Below are 22893 nucleotides of genomic sequence, written 5' to 3'. Positions count from 1 at the left end.
TCCATGCAACGCTCGACCACCCTCTTCAAGAACGCGCGCCTCGTCACCATGAACGCGCGACGCGAGATCCTCCGCGGCGACCTGCTCGTCGAGAACGGCCGCATCGCGGCCATCGGCCCCGAGCTTGTAGCTTCGCCCGATGCCCAGGTGATCGATTGCCAGGGCCTCACCCTGATCCCGGGGCTCATCCAGACCCACATCCACCTCTGCCAGACCCTCTTCCGCGGCCTGGCAGACGACCTCTTGCTGCTCGATTGGCTCAAGGACCGGATCTGGCCCTACGAGGGCGGTCACGACCCCGACTCGCTGGAGACCTCCGCTTACCTCGGCATCGCCGAGCTGCTGCGGGGCGGCACCACGACCATCGTGGACATGGAGACCGTCCACCACACCGAGCGCGCCATCCGCGCCATCGAGAAGTCGGGGATCCGCGCCCACGTGGGCAAGGTCATGATGGACGTGGGCGGCGGGGTGCCCGCGAGCTTGATGGAGGACACCCAGGAGTCGCTCGACGAGAGCATCCGCCTGCTCGAAAAGTGGCACGGCGCCGACGAAGGGCGCATCCGCTACGCCTTCGCCCCGCGCTTCGCCGTCTCCTGCACCGAGGAGCTGCTGCGGAAGGTGGGGGACGCGGCCCGCCACTACAACGTGCTGGTGCACACCCACGCCTCGGAGAACGAGGACGAGATCGCGCTGGTCATGCGCGAGCGCGGCATGCGCAACGTGGCCTACTTCGAACACCTGGGCCTCGCCGGCCCCAACCTGCTCTTGGCCCACTGCATCTGGCTGGACGAGGCCGAGAAGGAGATCCTGGCGCGCACTGGCACCAAGGTCCTGCACTGCCCCTCTTCGAACTTGAAGCTGGGCTCGGGCATCGCCCAGATCCCCGATCTGCTCTCGCGCGACATCCACGTTTCGATCGGCGCGGACGGCGCCCCCTGCAACAACAACCTGGACGGCTTCCAGGAGATGCGCCTTGCGGCCCTCATCCAGAAGCCGATCCACGGCCCGACCAGCATGCCGGCGCCCCAAGTCTTCGAGCTCTCCACCCTCGCTGGGGCCCGGGCCATCGGCCAGGAGCACGAGCTGGGCAGCCTCGAAGTGGGCAAGCGCGCGGACGTGGTCGCCGTAGACCTCAGCGGAGCGCACATCGCGCCGAGCGTCGATGAGAACATCTACTCTCAGCTGGTCTACGCGGCCCGCACCTCGGACGTGCGCATGACCATGGTCGACGGTCGGATGGTCTTCCGCGACTCGAAGCTGCTCACCTTCGACGAGGCCGAGGTCCTCGCCGAGGTCCCGAACGCCCTGGCTCGCGTCCTGAGCAGGGTCGGCGCCAGCACGGTCGGCGCCCGCTAGTCGGCCCCCTATCGCCCGTGACGACAGCCTGTTTTGCTTCGGCATGCAGGCTGTTCGTTTTTTTTCAAGCGAAGGGTTGACCCTCACGTTACGGGATAGCTTAGCTTCGTTCTTGGAGGTGAGCGAGATGACCTACACCGTCAAAGCCGTCGCCGAGTTGTCAGGGGTCAGCACCCGCGCCCTGCACCACTACGACGAAATCGGCCTACTCAAACCGGCGTCGGTGAGCCCCGCGGGCTACCGGCACTACGGGGATGACGAACTCGAACGCTTGCAGCAGATCCTGTTCTTCCGCGAACTGGGGTTCAGCCTGCAAGAGATCAAGCAAATCATCGATCGTCCGGACTTTGACCGGAAGCAGGCCCTGCTCACGCACAAGCAACTGCTGATTGAGAAACAGCGCCGCCTCCATGCCCTCATCCAGTCGGTCGACGAGTCGATCGGCGCACTCGAAAGTGGGAAGCAAATGAAGAACGACGCGATGTTCGAGGCCTTCAACGACTCCAAGCTCGTCGAATACCGCGAAGAGGCCAAGGCCCGCTGGGGCCAGTCGAACGCCTGGAAGGAAAGCGAGGAGCGCAGCGCCAAGTACACCAAGGGCGACTGGCTCGACATCAAGACCGAGTTGCAAGCGATATCGGAGAACCTCGCCTCGCTCATGGACCGCGACCCCGCGGATCCGATCGTCCAAGAAGGCGTGGGGCGCTGGTGGCAGATGATCAACGAGCGCTTCTACAGCCTGACCCCTGAGATCTTCCGCGGCCTCGGCGACATGTACGTCGCGGATCCTCGCTTCACCGAGACCTACGACAAGGTGAAGCCCGGCCTGGCAGCGTTCATGCAGCGAGCGATGCACGTCTACGCCGACGCGCAAGAAGCCAAGCGCTCGTAATACCCGCATCCCCCGCCCCTGATGGGGCGGGGGATGCGCTTTCAAGCTTGAAGGGCTCGAGCGTAGTCCTCGGGACGGTTCAGGTCCCAGAACGGATCGTTCACCGGCACCTCGCGCACCGGGTGGCGCCGCACAACGGCGCGCAGGCCTTCGCCTTCTTCGGTGATCCCTCGCAACTCGTTGAGCAACGCCCCGGCAAAAAGGACCGGGTGCCCGCGGCGACCGGCAGAGGTCGGAAGAACGATCGTCGTCTCGGCGGTCATTTGCGCCAAGAGCGACGTGAGGGTTTCGGGCGCGAAGGGCTGGTCCACACCAATCACGAGCACGGCCTCGGGCGAGGCAGCGATCGCCTCGAATCCCCGTCGCAGGGAAGAAGCCCGCCCCTCGGGATAGTCCGGGTTGAGCACCACCCGACAGTTAGCTCCGGCTCGCAGATGCGAATGAATGCGCTCGGCCTCATGGCCCAGGACCACGACGACCTGACCGATTTCGGCCAGGGCATCCATCTGATGCTGCAACAATAGCTTGCCATGCCAGTCGAGCAGCGCCTTGGGGCTTCCCATCCGCGACGAGAAGCCCGCCGCGGTCACGACGGCCGCGACGCGCTCAGGGGCGATCATGCCTCGGCCGTTTCCTTGGATTTTTCCCTGGGGACGATCCGCTCGACGAACGAGAGGGATCGCGCGTCACGCCCGTTGCGATCGGCCTGGATCTCGGCCACGATCGAGAGGGCGACCTCGGCCGGCGATTTGCCGCCGAGATCGAGGCCCACCGGCGATCGCAGCCTGGGCTTCAGCCCCGACAGGTCCAAGCCCTCGGCCTCCAGGTTCTTGAGGATCTGGACGGTCTTGCGCTTGCTCGCGACCAGCCCCACGTACCGGCAGGGCAGGTCGATGGCCGTGCGCAGCGACTCGGTGTCGGCGTCGGCCGTCGCGATGATGAGGTAGTCGCTCGCCTTCCATTCGCGACGCTTCATCCCCTCGGCGGCGCGGTACGGGATGATCTCGGTGTCGGGGTAGTGCTCGACGCTCGCCCACTCAGGCCGCTCGTCGATGACCGTCACCGCGATGCCGAGATGGCGAGCGAAGCGCGCCACCTCGATGTTCACGTGACCCGCCCCCACCAGGACCAGGCGCGTGGCCGGGGCGTAGACCTCCATGAAGAGGTGGACCGTCCCGCCGCACATCATCCCGATCCCGTGGGCGTGCTTCTCCGTGAGGTGGTAGGAGCCCATCTTGCTCTTGCCGGCGGCGATCGCCTCGGCCCCGAGGCGCTCGCCCTCCCGTTCGATCTCGCCGCCGCCGATGGTCCCGGCAAGCCGGTTCCCAGCGGCGTCGACGACCATCTTGGCCCCGACCGCGTTGGGGATCGAGCCGCTCGACCCCACGATGGTCACGAGCGCGACCGGCTGGTCGCCCTGCAGGTAGGGAAGCAAGTGTTCGAGAGTTTCCCGGCTGGTGCTCAAGACTTCGCCTTCTCCTGCATAGCACGCCAGACGCGCTCGGGGGTCGCGGGCAGCTGCGTCACCTGGGTGCCGATGGCATCCGCGATCGCTGCGAGGATCGCGGGCGGCGTCCCGATGAGCGGAGGCTCGCCGACGCCACGCGCCCCGTAGGGGCCGCCCAGGTCGGGGTGTTCGAGCCCCACCGCCTCGATCACGGGCACGTCCACCATGGTGGGCAGGATGTAGTCGGTGAAGCCCGGGTTGAGGATCTTGCCCTCGCGGCGCACGACCTCTTCCATCAGGGCCATGCCGAGCCCCTGGGTGACGCCGCCCTCGATCTGGCCCGTCACGAGCTGCGGGTTGATGGCCTTGCCCACGTCGTGGACGGCCACGATCTTCTCGACCTGGACCTCGCCCGTCTCGATGTCCACCAAGACCGAGCAGGCGTGGCTACCGAACAGGTAGGTGATGAACGAGAGGGGCGAAAGGCCGTCGTCGCCCTCACGCACCGTGTTCGGCTTGAAGAGCGCCGACGCCTCCAGGGAGTATCCGCGCTTGCGGCCCTCGGCCACCACGTCGGCCACCGAGATACGGCCCGGTTCGAGGTGCGTGCCGACCACGAAGCCATTACTGAGGGTCAGCTCGTCCCAGTGGGTTTCCGTCATCGCGGCTGCGATGTCCAGAAGCTGCTGCTTGAGTTCGGCGCCGGCCAGGCGCACCGCCGAGCCGGTGAAGTAGGTCTGGCGGGTCGCCGAGCTCGAGCCCGACTCGGGAGTCCGCGCGGTGTCCGCCCAGATGACCCGGACCGACTCGGCCGGCACGCCGCACTCCTGGGCTGCGATCTGCGCCATGGCCGTGGTCAGGCCCTGGCCCACCTCGACCGCGCCGGTGTAGAGCTCGAGGACGCCGTCCTCGGCGAAGCGCACCCTGGCGCGCGAGGCGTCAGGGAAGCCGCCGCCGTAGCCAAGACCGAAGCAGATGGTCGCGATGCCGTAGCCGCGCTTGAGGTGCGGCTTGCCGGTCTCGTAGTTGCGGTTCTCCCAGCCGATACGGCGCTGGGCCTCCTCCATGCACTCGACGGCGGTCGCCACCGGCACGATCTGGGTGGTCGTGACCATGTCGCCGTTGCGGACGAGGTTCTTGCGGCGGATCTCGAGGCGGTCCATGCCGAGCTTGTCAGCCAAGAGGTCGATGGCCCCCTCGTAGGCGACGGCCATCTGGGCCGCGCCAAAGCCGCGCATGGCGCCGTTGGGGTTGTGGTTGGTGAAGACGCCGATCACGTCCACGTTGATGTTGGGCACGCGATAGGGGCCGGTCGCGTGGCTTGCGGACTTACGCATGACGGCGATGCCGGTCGAGGCGTAAGCGCCCTTCTCGGTATAGACCGTGACGTCGGCCGCGACCAGGTTACCGTCCTTGTCCGCGCCCAGCTTGTAGTGGATGCGCAGGGGATGGCGCTTGTGGCGTGCGGTCATGGACTCGGCACGGTCGTAATCCTGGCGCACCACGCGGCCGGTCTTGAGGGCGGCGAGCGCCAGGTAGAGCTGGATGCCCAGGTCCTCGCGACCGCCGAAGGCGCCGCCGGTCGCAGGCTGCACGCAGCGAACCTTCTCGAGGGGCAGGCCGAGGGCGATCGCAAGCAGGCGCTGCTCCTCGTGGACCCACTGACCCGAGGCGTGGATGGTGAGGACGTCGCCGTCCATGAAGGCCATGCCGGCCTCGATGTCGAGGAAGGCGTGATCGACGGCCTGGGTCTCGTAGGTGGCCTCAACCGTGACATGAGCGCTCGCCATGGCCGACTTGGCGTCGCCGCGACGGATGGGCTGGCGGGCCATCACGTTGCCACCCGGGTGGACCTTGGGGGCGCCCTCGGCGAGCGCTTCGTCGATCGAGAAGACGCCGGGCAGGGGCTTGAAGTCGACCTTGATCAGCTTGAGAGCGCGGTGAGCGATCTTGGCGGTCTCGGCGACCACCACGGCCACCGCGTCGCCGGTGTAGCGGACGAAGCGGCTTGCGATCAGCTCCTGATCGCGGGTGATCAGGCCGTGGGTGTTGGTGCCGGGCACGTCCTTGGCGGTGTAGACCGCGACCACCCCGGGCAGGGCCTCGGCAGCAGTCGTATCGATGCCCAGGATCTCGGCGTGAGCGTGCTCGCTGCGCAGGACCGCCACGTGCAGGGCGTCGGGGCCCGCGAGGTCCCCGCCGTACTGGGTCTCACCCGTCACCTTGCCCTGGGCGTCGTTGCGGCGGACGCTGGTGCCCACCGGCCCCATGGTGTTACTCAGCATGGCAGCCTCCCTTGCTCGACTTGGCGGCCTGCACCACCGCATCCACGACCTTCATGTAGCCCGTGCAGCGGCAGATATTACCCTCCATCCCCTTGCGAACCTCTTCGGGGGTGGGATCCGGACACTTTTCGAGGAAGGCCTTGGCCGAGATGAGCAGGCCCGGGGTGCAGTAGCCGCACTGGACCGCGCCGCACGCGAGGAAGGCCTCCTGGACCCGATCCAGCGTCTCGCCGTCGGCAAGGCCCTCGACCGTCACGATCTCGGCGCCCTGGGCCTGAGGCGCCAGGATCAGGCACGAATTCATGGGCACACCGTCCACCAGGACCGTGCAGGAGCCGCACTCGCCCTCGTGGCAGGCGCCCTTGGTGCCGGTGTAGCGAAGGTCCTCGCGCACCACTTCGAGCAGGGTCGAAAGCGGGTGGACCTGGGCCTCGGTCGGCTTGCCGTTGAGCGTGAAGCTCAAGGGGTACGTCGCCTGGTCGTCGCCCAGGCTCGCGGGAACGGACGGGTTAGACGAGAGCGACATGGGCACCTCCCTGAAGCTGGGTGAGCAAGCGGCTGACGGCGATCCCCGAGACCGCCCGGCGATAGTCGGCCGAAGCGCGATGGTCGGTGATGGGACGGACCTCTTCGGTCGCAAGGCGGGCGGCTTCGGCGATCGCCTCGGCGCCGAGGCCGCGCTCGCGCAGGAACGCCTCGGTGCCCGTCAGGCGCAGGGGCGTGGGGGCGACCGAGCCCAGGGCGATGGCGACCGAGCCGTCTTCCCACACGGAGGCCCCGGCGCAAACCACCGAGATGGCGACCGAGTTACGCTTGCCGTTCTTGTAGAAGCCGCTCGCCTTGGGGCGGCGGAAGCGGAAGCCGACGATCAACTCATCCGGCTCGATGGCCGTCTTGCCGACGCCGACGAAAAACTCGCGCAACGGCAGGGTCCGGGTGCCGCGCACGCTCATCAGGTCGATCGACGCGTCCAAGGCGAGCAGCGCAACCGAGACGTCGCCTGCGGGGCTTGCGGTGCCGACATTGCCGCCCACGGTCCCTCGGTTGCGAATCTGCGGGCCGCCCACCTGGCGGGCCGCATCAGCGAGCACCGGGATGGGCCAGGTTTCGAGGGTGCGGTGGGCGCAGAGAGCGCCGACGTAGCACACGTCGTCTTCGAGGCGGGCCTCGGTTAGATCACCCAGGCGGCTCAGGTCGATCACGCGTTCAAGCGAGAGGCGCCCCTTCTTCATCTGGACCACCACATCGGTCCCGCCTGCCACGAAGCGCGCGCCAAGGCCCAATTCAGCCTTGATTGCGAGCGCCTCCTCAACCGTCTTTGGTTGGTAGAACATGCACCACTCCTCGTCAAGCAGCACCACATTGGGGGAGGCCACGAGGCAACAGACCGCATGCCTACACCCCACCGATTCTAAAGGTATCGGAGTTGCACACAGGCTGTCAAACGAGCCCTTCCCGCACAGGTCAAGCAAGAGACTCAGCAGCATCGATCGTGGCGTTCATTTCGAAAAACTGCGCGCAGCCTTGAATTAGCGGCAACGCAATAGGGAAGCAATCCCTCTTTCATCAACTCCTGGCGGGAATGGTAGGACGACTGGCCTTGCCTAACAACAGGAGACCCTTGTTTGAAACGCCGAATCCGCTTTCTCGCTCTGATGATCCTCGGCTCGGGGCTCAACGTCGCTTGCGGAAGCAGCGGCCTGAATGCTCTTCCCTTCCTCGGGGGAAGCGCCGGTCCCGCCGCCGGCCACGACGGCGGAACCGTTCCGACAATTGGCGGCCCCGGAAGCGTGGGCGAACATGCCGGGTTCGCTGGAACCCTGTTCGGAAACGAGAGCGTGCCGCGCGGCAGCGACAACACGCACACGGCGGGCTACGCCCTCATGCGGGACCTGGGCATGACCACCATCCGCGAAGGCTGGAACTGGCGAAACATCGAGGTCGGCAAGCACCAGTACGTCTCCTGGATGGATTACTTCGACCAGAAGGCGGCCACCTTCGCCCAGATGGGCGTCAAGGTGCAGGCCATGGTGACCGATACCCCCGATTGGGCGTCATCCGACCCTGCGTACGCCTCCAAGACCGGCTGGGACGAGGCGTCGCTCGGTCGTTACACCGTGCCGTTGGGGCTCGGCGCGCCCATCTTCGCCGACGGCACCGACGTCTACAAACCCGGCGCGAAGCCTAACCTCAACAACTACTACGCCGCGTACATGTTCGACATGGTCTCGCGATTCAAGGGCAAAATCCATTACTGGCAAGTCTGGAACGAGCCGGACTTCCCATCCGGAGACCTCACGGCCGGCACGTCCTCGAACGGCAGCAACCGCTACTGGACGGGCTCCGTCGAGGACTACGTCCGGCTCCTGAAGGTCAGCCACGTCATCGTGAAGGGGATCGATCCGGCCGCCAAGATCACCCTGGGGGGCCTCGGCTACGAGAAGTACCTGGCCGGGATCATCGACCGAGGGGGCGCAGCGTACTTCGACGTGGTCGACTTCCACGCCTATGGCTCGGACAAGCGCACGTCGAACGGAGTCCTGACCTCCGACTGGGGCTTTCTGGGGCGCTACCGGGCAATGAAGCAGGTATTGCAGGCCAAGGGCATCACGGGCAAGACCTTCGGGTGCTCCGAGACGGGCTTTTCGGCCGACAATCCCTCGGAACAAGCAAGCTACGTGGGCAAGCTCTTCGCCACGGCCGCCGCACAGGGCGACATCGAGACGGTGCAATGGTCGGTCTTCGCCAACCCGGGCTTCAACAACATCGGCTTGATCGACAAGGCCACGCTCTCCAAGAAGACCCTGGGCTACGACGCCTACAAGTTCGCGGCAAGCCAACTGAGCGATGCTGCCCCCATCTCCGAGGTCAAGGCGACTGGCGTGCAGGGCTACCAGTTCCGACGCAAGGACAACAAGCCCCTCTACGTGGTGTGGGCAAGCGATGGAAGCGCCCGACTCACCCTGCCCCTCGCTCAGGCCCAGGTATTCGACAAGACCGGTACCAAGCTCGAAGCAAAAATCGAGAAGGGTCAGCTCGCGCTCGATGTGAGCACCGCTCCCACCTTCATCGTTGGCAGCTGATTCAGCCCCTTATCAACCGCCAATCCGCGACATCGTGCGAAGAATGGGCTCATCGGCCCCCCACTCATGGTGCAGGGGCTTGATCCCGAGCGCGTTTCTCACCGTCTCGCGCAGGATTGCCGGGTCGGTCCCGGCCCGCAGCTGGCCCAGGAGATCCTGCTCTTGCGGCCGCATCAGGCAAGCCTTGATCTGACCGTCCGCCGTCAGGCGCAGTCGGTTGCAAGCGTGGCAGAAGTTCTGGCTCATGGGGCTGATGAAGCCGAGGGTCCCAGCGGCCCCCGGGATGCGCATCACCTTGGCGGGCCCGTTGCCCTCGACGGCGGCATCCGAGGCCTCGATGCCGTAGCGATCGCGAATCTGGTCGATCATCGCCTGGATGGGCACGAAGCCCTTCTCCTCGAAGAAGCTGCGATCGCCCACCTGCATCATCTCGATGAAGCGCACGTGGACCGGCATCTCTCGGGTCAAGGCAGCGAAGGCCAGGACCTCGTCGTCGTTGGTGCCGGGGATGAGGACCGCATTCAGCTTGACGGGCGAAAGCCCAGCCGCCAGCGAGGCCTCGATTCCCTTGAGGACCTTGGAGAGATCCCCCCCTCGGGTGATCGAACCGAAGCGCTCGGGGTCGAGGCTATCCACGCTGATGTTGATGCGCTTCAGACCGGCTTGCGCGAGGGGCCCGGCGAGCTTCGACAGGAAGATGCCGTTGGTCGTCATGGACAGGTCCGTCAGGCCGGGCAGGGCCGCGATCCGTTCCACCAGTGCAGGAAGTCCCTTGCGCAGCGTGGGTTCGCCCCCCGTCAGACGCACCTTGGTCACCCCCAGGGGCAGAAACACGTCGCGCAGGATCGTCACGATCTCGTCGTCCTGCATCAGGTTGTCCGCAGGAATCCAGTCGAGGCCTTCCGGCGGCATGCAGTACTGGCAGCGCAGGTTGCAGCGGTCAGTCAGCGAGAGCCTGAGGTAGGTGATCGTTCGCTGGTAGGAATCAACGAGCCGCTCCATCGACGCTACACCTCCATGAAATCAAGGTAATTGAACCATTCAAGCGGATGGGCCCGACGCCCGTCAATCAGCGCATCCCTTCGAAGCGGTGCACCGCCTCGGGCGGAATGCGCAAGTCGAGCGACGCGCCGGGTCCAATCGCGCGTCCCTCGCAGGCCGAGAGCGGCAGCCGAACTTCCAGGGCCTCGAATACTCCGCCCGTCCCCAGGATGCGCAGGCCCCCTTCTTCGAGCACGGCTTCTTTCACCATCAGCCGGATCGCGCCTTCGTCGGCGGGGTTCGCCAGCACGATGCGATCGGCCCGGACGCACCAGGCGGCCACATCGGCAGACGCCTCGAAGCAGTTGCGGATCCCGACCAGACGCGCAACCTCGGGGCTGCTGGGAGTGGTCATGACCTCGCGCACGGGGGCCTTCTGAAGCACGCGACCCGCAGCCATGACGACCAAGTCATCGGCCAGTACGCTCGCCTCATCCAGGGCATGCGTGACGACGAGGGTCGGAAGACCAATCCTTCGCACCAAGCTTGCGAACTCCGCGAGCAAGTGGCGCTTGAGGGGCGGATCCAGCGACGAGAAAGGCTCGTCCATCAAGAGCAGGCGCGGCTCGCTTGCGATCGCCCGGGCGATCGCAACCCGCTGCTGCTGCCCCGCCGAGAGCTGGGGCGGACGGCGATCGCGCAGCGCATCGATTGCAAGCAGCTCCAGCAACTCCTTGGCCCAGGCATCGCGCTTCGCGCCATAGCGCACGTTCTCCCACACCGTCATGTGGGGGAACAGGGCGAACTCCTTGAAGACGAAGCCAATTCGCCGCTGTTGAACGCTCAGGAAGCTCCCTTGCGCCGAATCCTGCCAGCACTCCTCGCCCCAGCGAACCAGCCCCGTCTCGGGACGCACGAGGCCTGCAAGGCAACGAATCGCCGTGGTCTTGCCCGACCCAGACGGGCCCATCAGAGCGGTGATCCCGGGTGCGAGCGAAAGGTCGAAGGCCAGCTCGAAACCGGGATAAGCCTTGGTGAAAGCCGCCGTCAGGAGGGCGTCCACGTGGCGGCTCCTTTCCGGTTGAGGCGCGAGAGCAAGAAGAGGACGAGGTAGGAGAAGACAACCAACAGCAGCGCGAGGCGGCTCGCCTGAGCGTACTCCATCGCCTCCACCATGTCGTAAAGCGCGATCGAGACCGTCCGGGTCTGACCGGGAATGTTGCCGCCCACCATCAGGACCACCCCGAACTCCCCCATGGTGTGCGCAAAGGAGAGCAGCGCCGCCGAGGCCACCCCGGCACGCGAGGCAGGCAGTACGACTCGCCAGAAGGTGCGCCAGCGAGAAGCCCCAAGCGTGTGCGAGGCTTCGATCAAGCGTGCATCGACTCCACGAAATGCCGCTTGCAGCGGCTGCACCGCGAAAGGCAAGCTGAAGCAAACCGAGGCGAGGAGCAATCCCGTGAAGGAGAAGGCGAGGCGCTGGCGAAAGATCGCTTCCCACCAGGGACCGAGCTTGGCCATGCCCACGAGTAGGTAGAAGCCCAGGACCGTCGGCGGCAACACGAGGGGCAAGAGGACCGTCGCTTCGAGCAGCGGCTTCCAGCGCCCGCGGGCGAATGCCAGCGCGTAGGCGATCGGGGTCCCCACGATCAACAGGATGCCGGTGGTCAGGACCGCGAGCTTGAGGGTAAGGGCGAACTCCCCCATCACTTAGCAGCGAGGCCGTTGCGCTGCCAGACCGGCCGAGCGCGCTCACTGGTCGCAAACGCCAGGAACTGGCGCGCGAGGGCCTTGTCCGGGGCGGCCGTCATCACGGCTGCATCCGCTGCGATCGCCGTATGCAGCGAGGCGGGAACCAACACGTAGCGACCCTTCTGGGAAAGCTCCGGGGTCAGCGCGAGCGACAGCGGCAGGACCCCGAGATCGGCCGCACCCGAGGCGGTGAAATGCGCGGCCTGGGAGACGTTCTCGCCCAGCACGAGCTTCGAGGCGAGCGCCTGATACGTCCCGTTCGCCTTCAGGGCCTCTTCGGCCGCGCGGCCATAGGGGGCGAGCTTCGGGTTCGCGATCGCGACCTTGCGCACCTTCGCATCCCCGAGCAGGTCAAGGCCCCGCTCGACGGCGAAGCCCGAAGCCTTGCTCGCCCACAGGACCAACCGGCCCTGCGCGTAGCGGCGCGGCTTCTCGGCGAGCCCTTCGGCGTGCAGCCTCGCAGGGTAGACGTCATCCGCCGAGAAGAAGAGATCACAGGGCGAGCCGTTGCGCAGTTGGATGAAGAGCTTGCCGGAAGAGGCGAAGACGAACTTCACCTGATGACCGGTGTCCTGCTGAAAGGTGGCGGCCAGCTCTTCGAGAGCCTCGCGGGAGCTCGGAGCGGCCGCGACGGTGAGCTCGGCGGCGAACACCGGCGCCGCAGGGAAGAGGCCAAGCAACAGAACGCCCAGGAGCCGCTTCATCCAGCGCAGCCTTCCACCCAGACCTCGCCGCCCACGAAGTGCTCCTTCTTCCAGATGGGCAGCTCGTGCTTGATGGTATCGATCCCAAAACGGCACGCCTCGAAGGCCTCGGCCCGGTGGGCGGTCGCGACCCCGACGAAGACAGCCACATCGCCGATGGCGAGGCGGCCCGTGCGATGGACCATGACCACGCGCTTGGTGTCCCAGCGCTCGGTGAGGCGGCGATGGATATCGGCGAGTTGCGCTTCGGCCATCTCGGCGTAGGCCTCGTATTCGAGGAAGAGGACCTCGCGCCCCACGTTGTGATCGCGCACCACGCCCGAGAACGTGACGATCCCGCCCGCTGCGGGATGCGCGAGAAGGCGTTCGAGGGCCGCCACGTCGATGGGCTCAGACGTCACCTGGATCATGAGTGGTTCAACCTCCGCTGACGGGGGGGATGAGCGCGAGCTCCTCGCCCGCAGCAGGCACGTAAGCGTCAGTCACGAAGCGTAAGGAAGCCGAGACGCGCACGCTGGGCAAATGGGGAGCGAGAGCGGGGTATGTGCGGGCGATCGCCTCGCGCACAGCCCCAATCGAATCCCCTTCGTTCAGGTCCAGCACGACGTGGTCGGCCCCGTGGGCCTCTCGCAGCATGGCAAAGAGCCGGATGGTCAAACGCATGGCAGCCTCCTTGCTCGGATCATAGCGTGTCGCCCCACCGTTTTACAATCAAGTAGCATCTTGCCAAGCAGCCGCCACCGCTTACCATGGGCAGAAGTAGTCAGAAATCCGGCAGGACAGGAGGACGTCATGATCGAAGCGGCCGTGTTGCTTGCGGGGGGCAAGAGCCAGCGCATGGGGCAGGACAAGGCACGCCTTCCCTTCGGAAGCGAGCCCCTGGCCGCTCGCGTCTATCGGACGCTCGCGGAGGTGTTCCCCCAAGTCGTGGTCGTCACGAACCAGCCCGACTTCCCGGTGCCCGGCGCCTTCTGCATCAGCGATCGCTTCCCCGGCAACGGCCCTCTGGAAGGTCTGGCGAGCGCCTTCGAAGCCATCGACGCGGATCGAGTCCTGCTGGTGGCCTGTGACATGCCCTTTCTCCAGCCAGAGCTGCTGCGCGCCCTCGCGAATGAGCCGGACGATGCCGACGTCATCGCGCCTCGCACGCCGCGCTTCCGAGAACCGTTGCTTGCAATCTACTCGCGGCGTCTGCTGCCGGTGCTGCGCGAGCGGCTGGGCGCGGGAGACTGCCGGGTCTGCGGTCTGATCGACGACGTGAACCACCGCGAGATAGGCCCTGAGGCGTTGCGGCAGCACGACCCCGAGTTGCGCAGCTTCTGGAACCTCAATCGCCCCGAGGATTACGAGCAAGCACTCGAACTCCTCAGCCGTTGAGGAACGCCTCGCGCAAGCTCATTTCGCGGTGATAGGCGAGCAAGCCGCCCTCGAGGCTCCGGGCCTGCGCACACCCCGCCCCTCTCAAGAGCGCGACCGCATGCCGGCTGAGATCGCCGCTCAGGCAATACACGACCACCTTGCGATCGCGCGGTAACTCAGGCAGCACGTCGCTCAAGCGCGGGTAAGGCACGTGCATCGCCCCCGGCACGGGGGATAGAGCCTCGACGCCATCCCGCACGTCGATGACGAGCGGTTCTTCGCCGAGCGCCAGAAGCTCGCGCGCTGAGATCGCGTCGTCAGAAGCCTCACAGGCGATCGCGCCCTGATCCACCAGCGCGGTGAGGATGGGATGCTCGCCGCACAGGGCGCAGGCGGGATCCTTGGGCACGGCGATTTCGGAAAAGCGCGTTCCCAACGCATCCACCAGCAACAGCCGCCCGATGAGCGGCGAGCCGATCTTGAGGATCAACTTCAAGACTTCGTTTGCCTGCAAAGCCCCCAGGATGCCGGGCAGCGCGCCGAGCACCCCGGCATCCGAGCAACGCGGCGGCATGCTCGGTGGTTCCGGGTAGAGGCAGCGATAACACGGCCCCTCGGGCGAAAAGACCGTCAGCTGTCCCTCGAAGCGGTAGAGGCTCGCCTGAACGAGGGGCCTGCCGAGTTGATGGCAGGCGTCGTTCAGCAAATAGCGAACGGCGAAGTTGTCCGTGGCGTCCGCGACCAGATCGTAGCCCCCAAGGATCGCAAGGGCGTTTGTCGCGTTCAAAGGAGCTTCATGGCCCACCACCCGAACGTGAGGGTTCATCGCCTCGAGGCGGGCCTTGGCCTGCCAGACCTTGGGGCGCCCCACGTCCTCGGTGTCGAAGAGGATCTGGCGCTGCAAGTTCGAGAGCGAGACCTCATCGAAGTCCACCAGCCCGATCGTTCCGACCCCCGCGGCCGCGAGATAAGCCGCAAGCGGCGTTCCTAGCCCTCCAACGCCGACCACGGCGACCTTGGCGCCCTTGAGACGCTGTTGCCCCGAGACGCCGACCTCGGGCAGGGCCAGGTGACGGCTGTAGCGCTCCTGCTCCGCGAGGCTCAACACTTCGGAGGTCGGGGCCTCATCGCTGGGATGCACGGGCGAAGTCTCCTCGATCGGCTGGGATGACAAGCACGCGAAAGCGGCCAATGTTGCTATCATACACGCAGGCACGGTCGCAGCGAGCGCCTGCAGCTTCTGCTCAAAGGAGACGCCATGATCCCGGTCGAAGACGCACGCCGTTTGATTCTGAGCACCATCCAGCCGACCCAGCCGGAAGCGACTCCGCTGCTCTCGGCCTTAGGCCGGGTCCTCGCCGAGACCGTCCACTCGCCCGTGTCGCACCCGCCCTTCGACAACTCCTCCATGGACGGCTATGCGGTCCGCGCGCACGACCTGGCTCAGGCCTCGAAAGACGCCCCCGTCTGGCTACCGGTCATTGGCGAGGTCGCAGCGGGCTGCGGCGAGCCCCCGACCGTCGGCCCTGGCGAAGCCTGCCGCATCATGACGGGCGCCATCCTGCCGCCGGGGGCTGACTCGGTCGTCATGGTCGAAGAAACCCGCGAGGAAGACGGCCGCGTCCGCTTCACCGGCCCCTGCGCCCTCGGGCAGAGCGTGCGCCGCGCGGGCGAGGACCTCGCCCAAGGGGCCTGCGTCCTCGAAGCGGGAACTCCTCTCAACGCCGCGCGCGTCGGGCTGCTGGCGGGCGTCGGGCGCGCACAAGTGCAGACCCACCGGCCACCCCGCGTCGCCATTCTCACCACGGGCGACGAGTTGGTGCAGCCCGGCGAGCCTCTGGGCCCCGGCCAGATCTACGCGAGCAACGCCTACGCCATCGCCGGCATGGTCCTGGAAGCCGGGGCGATTCCGGTCCCCTGCGGGGTCGCCCGCGACGATCGAGAGGAAACCCGCCGCCTCATCCATGAAGCGCTCGAATGCGACGTGGTCATCACCTCGGGCGGGGTCTCCATGGGGCGCTTCGACCACGTCTCGGAGGCCCTCGCCGAGCTGGGGACCATCCACTTCGACCGGGTCGCTCAGCAACCGGGTAAGCCGCTGACCTACGCGACCCTTTCGGGCAAGCCGGTCTTCGGCCTGCCGGGCAATCCCGCTTCGACCATGGTGTGCTTCGAGCACTACGTGCGCCCGGCCCTCTTGAAGATGATGGGACACCGCCAGGTGGATCGGCGGCACGTGCGGGCGATCCTCACCGAGGACATCCGCAAGCCGCTCGGCAAGACGTCCTTCCTGCGCGCCGTCGTCGAAGAGGGGCCCGAGGGCTACCGCGCCGCGCTGACCGGCTCGCAGAGCTCGGGGATGATGACTTCCATGGCCATGGCCAACGCCCTCATCATCGTCCCGGCCGAGCGCGACGGCGCACGGGCAGGCGAAGCCTTCGACGCCCTCTTGCTAGGCAGCTAGTCCCGGACCCACTCCCCGCTACGCCCGCCCGACTTGGAGAGCAGACGAACCTCGTCGATCGTCATGCCGCGATCAATCGCCTTGCACATGTCGTAGATGGTCAGCGCGGCCGTCATCACCCCGGTCAGCGCCTCCATCTCGACGCCCGTGCGACCCTCGACCCGTACCCTCACCCGGATCTCCACCCGGGCGGGGTTTCGCGCGGGGGTCAACTCAACCTGCACTCCCGAGAGCATGAGGGGATGGCACATGGGAATCAGGTCCGCGGTGCGCTTGGTCCCCATGATGGCCGCCACCCGCGCGATCCCGAGCACGTCACCCTTGGTCATGGTGCCCTGGCAAATGCGATCGAGGGTCTCGTCCTCCATCCGGATGGCCCCCGCGGCCACCGCCACGCGCTCGGTCGGGGCCTTGTCTCCCACGTCCACCATCCGGGCACGCCCCTGGGCGTCGAAGTGCGTCAATTCGTCCATTCCTCTTCCTCGCATCACGTGTGTCAGCCCGCTCATGGTAGCCGCAGCGCCCCTCGGCCACAAGGATTTCGAGCCCAAGTAGGCAAGCGACATATCTCCTTAACGCAAGCAAAAGAAAAAACGCCAACTTGGCTGGAACAATTCGGCTAATCTGACTGTCAATAGAGTGTAAGGGCCGAGCGAGGCCACCCCACCTACCCTGATCGAAGGAGGTACACCAATGGCAGGCAAGAAACCGGGTCCCAAGAAGGGCGATCCCCGTCAGGTCGAAGCCGGTCGCCGCGGCGGGCTGGCCGTCAAGGCGGAGCGCGGCAGCGAGTTCTTCGCGCAGATCGGCCGCAAGGGTGGATCCTCCACCTACCAGCGCCACGGCGAGGCACACTACGCCGAGATCGGCCGCAAGGGCGGTCAGACCCTCAAGCAGACCCGAGGCGTGGACTACTACTCCACCATCGGGCGCCGCAGCCGGGCAGCCAAGGATGCAAACGAGTAGTTCCGGTCATCCGTGCCGACGCCCCCGCTTCCGTTGTGGAACCGGGGGAGTCGGCGTGATGGGGGTCTAGTTCGCGCCCAGCTCGCGCAGGACCTTCTCGACCAGTTCGTTGGGCACGTCCGAACGAACGCGCACGCGCCCGATGGTCTCGGGCAGCACGAAGCGCAGCTTGCCGTCCTGGACCTTCTTGTCGTGGGCCATGGCTTCGAGCAGGGCACGCGCCGACAAGCCCTTGATTTCGGTCGGCAAGCCGGCTTCCTGGAGCCAGGTCACCAGGCGCTCGTGCTCCGCAGCCGCCCACATGCCAAGCTCCCGGGCGATCGCCCCGGCGGCGACCATGCCCATGGCGACCGCCTCCCCATGCAGGTAGGTACGGTAGCGCGTCACCGCCTCGATGGCATGGCCTACCGTATGGCCGAAGTTGAGGATGGCCCGCTGGCCGCCCTCGCGCTCGTCCTCCGCCACCACCTGGGCCTTGAGCTCGCAGGCCCGCGCGATCGCAGGCACCAGGGCCGAGAGCGCCCGCTCCTGCAAGAGCGGCAGGTCGGCCGTGAGCTTGTCGAAGAAGGCCGCATCGAGGATGACCCCGTACTTGACCAGCTCGGCGAGCCCGCCGCGCCACTCGCGATCGCTCAGGCTGTGCAGCACCAGGGGATCCGCCACCACCAGCGAGGGCTGATGAAAAGCCCCGATGAGGTTCTTGCCGCGCGGATGGTTGACGGCGACCTTGCCGCCCACCGAGGAATCGATCTGGGCGAGCAGCGTCGTCGGCACCTGCACGAAGGGCACCCCACGCTGGTAGGTGGCCGCCACGAAGCCCGCCAGATCCCCGACCACCCCGCCACCCAGAGCCACCACGGGGCTCTGGCGCTCCAGACGCCGCTCGATGGCCAGGTCGTAGAGGCGCTCGGCTTCCTTCAGGGACTTGGCCCCCTCGGAATCGGGCACCACCCCGAAGATCGGCGCCCAGCCCGCATGCTCCAGCGAGCGCTTCGCCGCCTCGCCGTAGAGACGCTGCACCGTCGGGTTGGTCACCACCAGGCAAGGGCCCGGCTTGAGGACTTCCGCCATCCGCTCGCCGAGATTCGCCAGGGCGTTGGGGGCGATGACGATGTCGTAGGAACGCGAACCGAGCGGCACCTTCACCTGGGCCGAGGTGCCGAAGCAGCGCGAAAGGATGGTGTCGGCCGCAAGGCCCGGGTGACCGAATGAGGTCGAGACGCGGATAGGAAAGGCCGCGTAGCGGGGCTCCCGCTCGCGGTAGCGCCGCATGAAGCCCTCGCGCTCCAAGGCGAGGGGCCGATCCGTCTCCTGGACCCGGCGCCACAGCTTCTCGGGCGGGGCATGGAGCACCACCACGGTGCCGGAGGCCGCCATCAGGCGTACATTGTCGGGATCGAGCACCGCCCCGCCACCGGGGGCGATCACCTGGCGCTTGCCGGTGCAGACCCGGGCGAGGACTTCCTTCTCGCGCAGGCGGAAGCCATATTCACCCTCGGTCTCGAAGATCTCCCCGATGGAGCGACCCGCCTCGCGCGAAATCACCTCGTCCACGTCCACGAAGTCCCACCCGAGGCGATCGGCGACGATCGCGCCGACGGTGGACTTGCCCGCCCCCATGAAGCCGAGCAGGATCAGGTTGTCCATGACTGCCACCCCCGCAAAGAAACCGCCCCCCGGGCCATCGGCCAGAGGGGCGGTGTAGGCACCCGGTCAAGGATTCGAACCTCGATAAGCAGTGCCAGAAACTGCTGTCCTACCATTGAACGAACCGGGTACGTAGCGGAACCGCGCCTCAGCGAGGCAGTGCGCCGTCCGTGAAACTATTAATACCAAAGGCTAACGACCATTGTCAACGGGTTAAGCAAAAAAAGATCGCTTGCAACGCGGCCCCGCCCCGTTCGACGGCGGCGGACGGCGCCCAGGGGCGTGGCCCGCCCCTAACGACCGCCCATCCATGGTACAATGATGGTCTTTCCGGCCATATTTCGATCGTCCCTGGATGGAGGCCTTCGTGTCCGATACCCCGCAAACCCCCGCACGGATCATCCCGCGCTCGTTGCGCGAGGAGCTCAAGGAGTCTTACCTCGACTACGCCATGAGCGTCATTGTCGGGCGCGCGCTCCCGGACGTCCGCGACGGCCTCAAGCCAGTGCACCGCCGCATCCTGTTCTCAATGCACGAGAACAACCTGACCCACGAGCGCAAGCACCGCAAGTCCGCGACCGTGGTCGGCGACGTGCTCGGTAAGTACCACCCCCACGGCGACGCCTCGGTCTACGACGCGATGGTCCGCCTGGCGCAGGACTTCTCGCTGCGCTACATGCTGATCGACGGCCACGGCAACTTCGGCTCGGTCGACGGCGACCCGGCGGCGGCCTACCGCTACACCGAGGCCCGCCTCAGCCGCATCTCGAGCGAGATGCTCTCCGACATCGACTCCGAGACGGTCAACTTCAACGCCAACTACGACGGCACCACCGAGGAGCCCGTCGTCCTGCCCTCGCGCATCCCCAACCTGCTGGTCAACGGCTCGGCTGGTATCGCGGTCGGCATGGCCACCAACATCCCGCCCCACAACCTGAGCGAGGTCGTCAACGGCCTGGTCGCCATGATCGAAGAGCCCAGCCTCACCTCGGGCGACCTGATCCAGTACGTCAAGGGCCCCGACTTCCCGACCGGCGCCATCATCCTGGGCGAGAAGGGCATCCACGAGGCCTACACCACCGGCCGCGGCTCCATCACCCTGCGCGCGGTCGCCGAGATCGAGCAGATCAAGAACAACAAGCACGCGATCATCATCACCGAGCTGCCCTACCAAGTGGGCCCCGATCCCCTCATCGAGAAGATCGCCGACCTGGTCAAGGACAAGAAGCTCGACGGCATCTCGGATCTGCGTAACGAGAGCGATCGCCACGGCATCCGCGTGGTCATCGAGCTCAAGCGCGACGCCAACCCCCAGGTGGTGCTCAACCACCTCTACAAGCAGACCCAGCTCCAGACCACCTTCGGCGTCATCATGCTCGCCCTGGTCAACGGCCAGCCCAAGATCCTGCGCCTGCACGAGATCCTGGGCCACTACCTCGACCACCGCGCCGAGGTCGTCACCCGCCGCACCGAATACCAGAAGAAGAAGGCCGAGGCCCGCCTCCACATCGTGGAAGGCCTGCTGGTCGCTCAGCGCAACATCGACGCGATCGTCTCCTTGATCCGCGGCGCCGCCAACACCGAGGCCGCCCGCACCGGCCTGATGACCTCCTTCCACCTCAGCGAGATCCAGGCCAACGCCATCCTCGAGATGCAGCTGCGCCGCCTGACGGCTCTCGAGTCCAACAAGCTCGAGAACGAGAACCGCGACCTGCTCGCGACCCTCGAAGAGCTCCGCGGGATCCTGGCCGACCGTGCCAAGGTCATGGGGATCATCAAGACCGAGCTTTTGGCGGTCAAGGAGCGCTACGGCGACGAGCGCCGCAGCAAGCTGCAGCACGACCCCGGCGAGATCCGTCAGGAAGATCTCATCCCCAACGAGCCCATGGCCATCTTCATCACGGACCAGGGCTACATCAAGCGCCTGCCCACCGACACCTTCGAGAAGCAGCGTCGCGGCGGTCGCGGGATCGCGGGCATGCAGACCCGCGAGGGCGACTTCATCCGCCACTTCTTCGTCACCAACGCCCACGGCAACGTCGTCTTCTTCTCGAACCGCGGTATCGCCTACAGCCTCAAGGCCTACGAGATCCCCGAGGCGAGCCGTCAGGCCAAGGGCACCAACATCGTCAACCTGCTGCCCCTGGGTGCCGACGAGACGGTCACCGCGGTGGTGCCCATCCCCGAGTTCACCGAGGGCGATTACCTGGTCATGCTGACCCGCGGCGGCGTCATCAAGAAGACCGACCTCACGGCCTTCTCGAGCATCCGGCGCTCGGGCATCATCGCCATCGCCCTGGACGACGGCGACAGCCTCGGCTGGGTCTGCCGCACCGACGGCGACCAGTCGATCATCATCGGCACCCAGGAAGGCATGGCCATCCACTTCGCCGAGAAGGAAGAGCTGCGCCCCTTGGGTCGCACCGCGCGCGGCGTCCGCGCCATCACCATGCGCGAGGGCGACGCGGTCATCGGCATGACCCTCGGCAAGGATGTGGGCGACCTGCTCGCGGTCACGACCGACGGCTACGGCAAGCGCACCGCCCTCGCCGAGTACCGCCAGCAGGGCCGCGGCGGCCTGGGCATCATCAACATGAAGCTCAACGCCAACCGTAACGGCAAGGTCGCCAGCATCATGCTCGCAGACGAGGACCAAGAGATCGTCATCGTCACCACCCACGGCATCGTCATCCGCCAGAAGGTCGCCACCGTCCCGCGCCTGGGCCGCATGACCCAGGGGGTCCGCCTCCAGCGCATGGATGAGAACGACCGGGTGGTGGGTGCTGCCCTGGTGGTCGCCGAGGCCGAGGCCGACGGCGAAGACGACGGCACCAGCGAGGAGGCATAGCCCGTGAGCGACGACTTCAGCGCCTTTAGCTTCGACCCGTTTCAGACCAGCTACGGCTTTGAGGTCCCGCAGGAGCTCCTTGCACCTCAGCCCGTTAGCAACCAGCCGCCGCTGGGAATGTTACTGGTGGAAGCAGGGGTTCTGACCGAAGAGCAGCTGACCCAGGCCGTCCAAGCCCAATACGAGCAGCAGGTGCCGCTCGTCCAGGTATTGCTCGAAGGGGGCTTCGCCACCCAGGATCAGGTGCTGAACGCCCTCCGTGCCCGTCCCCACTACGGCTAAAGGCGAGATTCGTGACGACGACAAACGAAGAAACCACGGCGCCCCGTGACCCCAAGCCCGCCACCTATCAGCGGGCTACCGGCCTCGTTGCCGGCTCGCTCACCGACGTGGGACGGGTCCGCGAGATCAACCAGGATTACCTCGCGGCGGATCCGGAGCGCGGCCTCTACGTGGTGGCCGACGGGATGGGCGGCCATCTGGCGGGCGAAAAGGCTTCCCTTTGCGCCGTCGAGACCATCAGCAACCTCCTGACCTGCGAGGCCATCGACCAGGCCCCCAACGGCGACCTGGCCAAGGTGATCCAGGACGCCATCCAGGAGGCCAACCGCGTCATCGTCCACGCCTCGCTGCAGGACGCCTCCATGCGCGGGATGGGCACCACCGCCGTCGTCGCCGTCACCTGCCAGGAGGCCGTCTACCTGGGCCACATCGGCGACAGCCGCGCTTACCTGCTGACCCAGGATGCGATCGCGCAGCTCACCGAGGACCACTCGGTCGTCGCCCAGCTGCTGCGCGCCCGGGCCATCACCCCGCAGGAGGCCCAGCGCCACCCCTACCGCAACGTCATCACCAAGTGCCTCGGCATGCAGATGGAGATCGAGGCCGACACCCTCGTGGTCGCCTGGAACCCGGGCGATCGCCTCCTGCTGTGCAGCGACGGCCTCTCGGGGCTGGTCGCCGACGAGGAGATGCTCGCCATCGCCAACGAGCACCAAGACCTCCAGGTCGCCTGCGAGCGGCTGGTGGCCCTGGCCAACGAGCGGGGCGGGCAGGACAACATCAGCGTGATCCTGCTCCGCAACGCCGGCTAGCACCTCCAAGTA

The 22893-nt window shown here is 66.6% G+C and carries 23 protein-coding genes and 1 tRNA gene; 9 read left to right on the top strand and 15 right to left on the bottom strand.

Going from position 1 to position 22893, the window contains the following annotated elements; translation table 11 throughout:
- The first annotated feature begins 3 nt into the window (after window positions 1–3).
- Entirely contained in the window at window positions 4–1359 is a 1356-nt protein-coding gene (locus J7643_07115; GenBank protein MBO9540345.1) for a 5'-deoxyadenosine deaminase, read from the top strand.
- Window positions 1360–1486: 127 nt separating this feature from the next.
- Window positions 1487–2251, top strand: a complete 765-nt coding sequence (locus J7643_07110) for a MerR family transcriptional regulator (protein MBO9540344.1) — start codon at window positions 1487–1489, stop codon at window positions 2249–2251.
- A gap of 41 nt (window positions 2252–2292) precedes the next feature.
- Here the strand turns inward: J7643_07110 and J7643_07105 are convergent, their stop codons facing one another.
- From J7643_07105 to J7643_07085, 5 genes are read right to left on the bottom strand one after another with little or no spacing between them, the layout of a single operon-like run.
- Window positions 2293–2871 (bottom strand): nucleotidyltransferase family protein, encoded by a 579-nt coding sequence (locus tag J7643_07105; GenBank protein ID MBO9540343.1) that lies wholly within the window; start codon window positions 2869–2871, stop codon window positions 2293–2295.
- A complete protein-coding gene (locus J7643_07100; GenBank protein ID MBO9540342.1) occupies window positions 2868–3716 on the bottom strand; it encodes an XdhC family protein in 849 nt (282 codons plus the stop codon). Before J7643_07100 ends, J7643_07105 begins: the two co-directional genes overlap by 4 nt.
- A complete protein-coding gene (locus J7643_07095; protein ID MBO9540341.1) occupies window positions 3713–5983 on the bottom strand; it encodes a xanthine dehydrogenase family protein in 2271 nt (756 codons plus the stop codon). The genes J7643_07100 and J7643_07095 overlap by 4 nt, the downstream gene beginning before the upstream one ends.
- Window positions 5973–6509 (bottom strand): (2Fe-2S)-binding protein, encoded by a 537-nt coding sequence (locus J7643_07090; GenBank protein ID MBO9540340.1) that lies wholly within the window; start codon window positions 6507–6509, stop codon window positions 5973–5975. Before J7643_07090 ends, J7643_07095 begins: the two co-directional genes overlap by 11 nt.
- On the bottom strand, window positions 6493–7317 hold the full coding sequence (locus J7643_07085; protein ID MBO9540339.1) for a xanthine dehydrogenase family protein subunit M: 825 nt from the start codon (window positions 7315–7317) through the stop codon (window positions 6493–6495). Before J7643_07085 ends, J7643_07090 begins: the two co-directional genes overlap by 17 nt.
- A gap of 291 nt (window positions 7318–7608) precedes the next feature.
- Here J7643_07085 and J7643_07080 point away from each other — a divergent pair, with 291 nt between their 5' ends.
- Window positions 7609–9066: a hypothetical protein gene (locus J7643_07080; GenBank protein ID MBO9540338.1), complete on the top strand. Its 1458-nt coding sequence runs from the start codon at window positions 7609–7611 to the stop codon at window positions 9064–9066.
- Window positions 9067–9078: 12 nt separating this feature from the next.
- On the opposite strand, the gene moaA is transcribed toward J7643_07080, so the two are convergent.
- The 6 genes from moaA to J7643_07050 all read right to left on the bottom strand — a co-directional run bounded on the left by moaA (window position 9079) and on the right by J7643_07050 (window position 13166).
- Window positions 9079–10068 (bottom strand): GTP 3',8-cyclase MoaA, encoded by a 990-nt coding sequence (moaA, locus tag J7643_07075; protein ID MBO9540337.1) that lies wholly within the window; start codon window positions 10066–10068, stop codon window positions 9079–9081.
- Window positions 10069–10135: 67 nt separating this feature from the next.
- On the bottom strand, window positions 10136–11110 hold the full coding sequence (locus J7643_07070) for an ATP-binding cassette domain-containing protein (GenBank protein ID MBO9540336.1): 975 nt from the start codon (window positions 11108–11110) through the stop codon (window positions 10136–10138).
- Window positions 11095–11754: a molybdate ABC transporter permease subunit gene (gene modB / locus J7643_07065; protein MBO9540335.1), complete on the bottom strand. Its 660-nt coding sequence runs from the start codon at window positions 11752–11754 to the stop codon at window positions 11095–11097. The genes J7643_07070 and modB overlap by 16 nt, the downstream gene beginning before the upstream one ends.
- Complete coding sequence (modA, locus tag J7643_07060; protein ID MBO9540334.1) at window positions 11754–12503, bottom strand: molybdate ABC transporter substrate-binding protein; 750 nt, start codon at window positions 12501–12503, stop codon at window positions 11754–11756. Before modA ends, modB begins: the two co-directional genes overlap by 1 nt.
- Window positions 12500–12913, bottom strand: a complete 414-nt coding sequence (locus J7643_07055) for a molybdenum cofactor biosynthesis protein MoaE (protein ID MBO9540333.1) — start codon at window positions 12911–12913, stop codon at window positions 12500–12502. The genes modA and J7643_07055 overlap by 4 nt, the downstream gene beginning before the upstream one ends.
- A 7-nt stretch (window positions 12914–12920) precedes the next feature.
- Window positions 12921–13166: a MoaD/ThiS family protein gene (locus tag J7643_07050; protein ID MBO9540332.1), complete on the bottom strand. Its 246-nt coding sequence runs from the start codon at window positions 13164–13166 to the stop codon at window positions 12921–12923.
- A 129-nt stretch (window positions 13167–13295) separates the two neighbouring features.
- Here J7643_07050 and J7643_07045 point away from each other — a divergent pair, with 129 nt between their 5' ends.
- Complete coding sequence (locus tag J7643_07045) at window positions 13296–13880, top strand: molybdenum cofactor guanylyltransferase (protein ID MBO9540331.1); 585 nt, start codon at window positions 13296–13298, stop codon at window positions 13878–13880.
- Here the strand turns inward: J7643_07045 and moeB are convergent.
- The gene (gene moeB / locus J7643_07040) at window positions 13870–15066 is read right to left on the bottom strand and encodes a molybdopterin-synthase adenylyltransferase MoeB (protein ID MBO9540330.1); all 1197 of its coding nucleotides are present in this window, start codon (window positions 15064–15066) and stop codon (window positions 13870–13872) included. The genes J7643_07045 and moeB overlap by 11 nt on opposite strands.
- Window positions 15067–15120: 54 nt before the next feature.
- Between moeB and J7643_07035 the strand changes: the two genes are divergently transcribed.
- The gene (locus J7643_07035; protein ID MBO9540329.1) at window positions 15121–16326 is read left to right on the top strand and encodes a molybdopterin molybdotransferase MoeA; all 1206 of its coding nucleotides are present in this window, start codon (window positions 15121–15123) and stop codon (window positions 16324–16326) included.
- On the opposite strand, the gene moaC is transcribed toward J7643_07035, so the two are convergent.
- Window positions 16323–16799 (bottom strand): cyclic pyranopterin monophosphate synthase MoaC, encoded by a 477-nt coding sequence (gene moaC / locus J7643_07030; GenBank protein MBO9540328.1) that lies wholly within the window; start codon window positions 16797–16799, stop codon window positions 16323–16325. The two genes, J7643_07035 and moaC, sit on opposite strands and share 4 nt — an antisense overlap.
- Before the next feature lie 220 nt (window positions 16800–17019).
- Between moaC and J7643_07025 the strand changes: the two genes are divergently transcribed.
- On the top strand, window positions 17020–17292 hold the full coding sequence (locus tag J7643_07025; GenBank protein MBO9540327.1) for a hypothetical protein: 273 nt from the start codon (window positions 17020–17022) through the stop codon (window positions 17290–17292).
- A 66-nt stretch (window positions 17293–17358) separates the two neighbouring features.
- Here the strand turns inward: J7643_07025 and aroB are convergent, their stop codons facing one another.
- Together aroB and J7643_07015 are read right to left on the bottom strand one after the other, a co-directional pair.
- Complete coding sequence (gene aroB, locus J7643_07020) at window positions 17359–18564, bottom strand: 3-dehydroquinate synthase (GenBank protein MBO9540326.1); 1206 nt, start codon at window positions 18562–18564, stop codon at window positions 17359–17361.
- 434 nt (window positions 18565–18998) lie between these two features.
- Window positions 18999–19069 (bottom strand) — tRNA-Gln (locus J7643_07015).
- Window positions 19070–19294: 225 nt separating this feature from the next.
- Between J7643_07015 and gyrA the strand changes: the two genes are divergently transcribed.
- The 3 genes from gyrA to J7643_07000 are packed head-to-tail and all read left to right on the top strand — an operon-like array spanning window position 19295 to window position 22881.
- On the top strand, window positions 19295–21787 hold the full coding sequence (gene gyrA, locus J7643_07010) for a DNA gyrase subunit A (GenBank protein ID MBO9540325.1): 2493 nt from the start codon (window positions 19295–19297) through the stop codon (window positions 21785–21787).
- A 3-nt stretch (window positions 21788–21790) separates the two neighbouring features.
- Window positions 21791–22069 (top strand): hypothetical protein, encoded by a 279-nt coding sequence (locus J7643_07005; GenBank protein MBO9540324.1) that lies wholly within the window; start codon window positions 21791–21793, stop codon window positions 22067–22069.
- Window positions 22070–22080: 11 nt separating this feature from the next.
- Entirely contained in the window at window positions 22081–22881 is an 801-nt protein-coding gene (locus J7643_07000; protein MBO9540323.1) for a Stp1/IreP family PP2C-type Ser/Thr phosphatase, read from the top strand.
- The last annotated feature ends 12 nt before the right edge of the window (window positions 22882–22893 follow it).

The sequence above is a fragment of the bacterium genome, from assembly GCA_017744355.1.
Lineage (GTDB): Bacteria > Cyanobacteriota > Sericytochromatia > S15B-MN24 > UBA4093 > JAGIBK01.
Note: the sequence above shows the minus strand (reverse complement) of the source record. Positions and strands in the feature narration are given on the sequence as shown.

Bases quoted from the DNA above. Each gene is read 5' to 3' on its own strand.
- J7643_07085 (MBO9540339.1), bottom strand. From the start codon at position 7,317: ATGTTCTACCAACCAAAGACGGTTGAGGAGGCGCTCGCAATCAAGGCT.
- J7643_07095 (MBO9540341.1), bottom strand. From the start codon at position 5,983: ATGCTGAGTAACACCATGGGGCCGGTGGGCACCAGCGTCCGCCGCAAC.
- J7643_07115 (MBO9540345.1), top strand. From the start codon at position 4: ATGCAACGCTCGACCACCCTCTTCAAGAACGCGCGCCTCGTCACCATG.
- gyrA (MBO9540325.1), top strand. From the start codon at position 19,295: ATGGAGGCCTTCGTGTCCGATACCCCGCAAACCCCCGCACGGATCATC.
- aroB (MBO9540326.1), bottom strand. From the start codon at position 18,564: ATGCGGCGCTACCGCGAGCGGGAGCCCCGCTACGCGGCCTTTCCTATC.
- moaA (MBO9540337.1), bottom strand. From the start codon at position 10,068: ATGGAGCGGCTCGTTGATTCCTACCAGCGAACGATCACCTACCTCAGG.
- J7643_07045 (MBO9540331.1), top strand. From the start codon at position 13,296: ATGATCGAAGCGGCCGTGTTGCTTGCGGGGGGCAAGAGCCAGCGCATG.
- J7643_07050 (MBO9540332.1), bottom strand. From the start codon at position 13,166: ATGCGTTTGACCATCCGGCTCTTTGCCATGCTGCGAGAGGCCCACGGG.
- J7643_07105 (MBO9540343.1), bottom strand. From the start codon at position 2,871: ATGATCGCCCCTGAGCGCGTCGCGGCCGTCGTGACCGCGGCGGGCTTC.
- modA (MBO9540334.1), bottom strand. From the start codon at position 12,503: ATGAAGCGGCTCCTGGGCGTTCTGTTGCTTGGCCTCTTCCCTGCGGCG.
- modB (MBO9540335.1), bottom strand. From the start codon at position 11,754: ATGGGGGAGTTCGCCCTTACCCTCAAGCTCGCGGTCCTGACCACCGGC.
- J7643_07090 (MBO9540340.1), bottom strand. From the start codon at position 6,509: ATGTCGCTCTCGTCTAACCCGTCCGTTCCCGCGAGCCTGGGCGACGAC.
- moeB (MBO9540330.1), bottom strand. From the start codon at position 15,066: ATGATAGCAACATTGGCCGCTTTCGCGTGCTTGTCATCCCAGCCGATC.
- J7643_07025 (MBO9540327.1), top strand. From the start codon at position 17,020: ATGGCAGGCAAGAAACCGGGTCCCAAGAAGGGCGATCCCCGTCAGGTC.
- J7643_07055 (MBO9540333.1), bottom strand. From the start codon at position 12,913: ATGATCCAGGTGACGTCTGAGCCCATCGACGTGGCGGCCCTCGAACGC.
- moaC (MBO9540328.1), bottom strand. From the start codon at position 16,799: ATGGACGAATTGACGCACTTCGACGCCCAGGGGCGTGCCCGGATGGTG.
- J7643_07110 (MBO9540344.1), top strand. From the start codon at position 1,487: ATGACCTACACCGTCAAAGCCGTCGCCGAGTTGTCAGGGGTCAGCACC.
- J7643_07035 (MBO9540329.1), top strand. From the start codon at position 15,121: ATGATCCCGGTCGAAGACGCACGCCGTTTGATTCTGAGCACCATCCAG.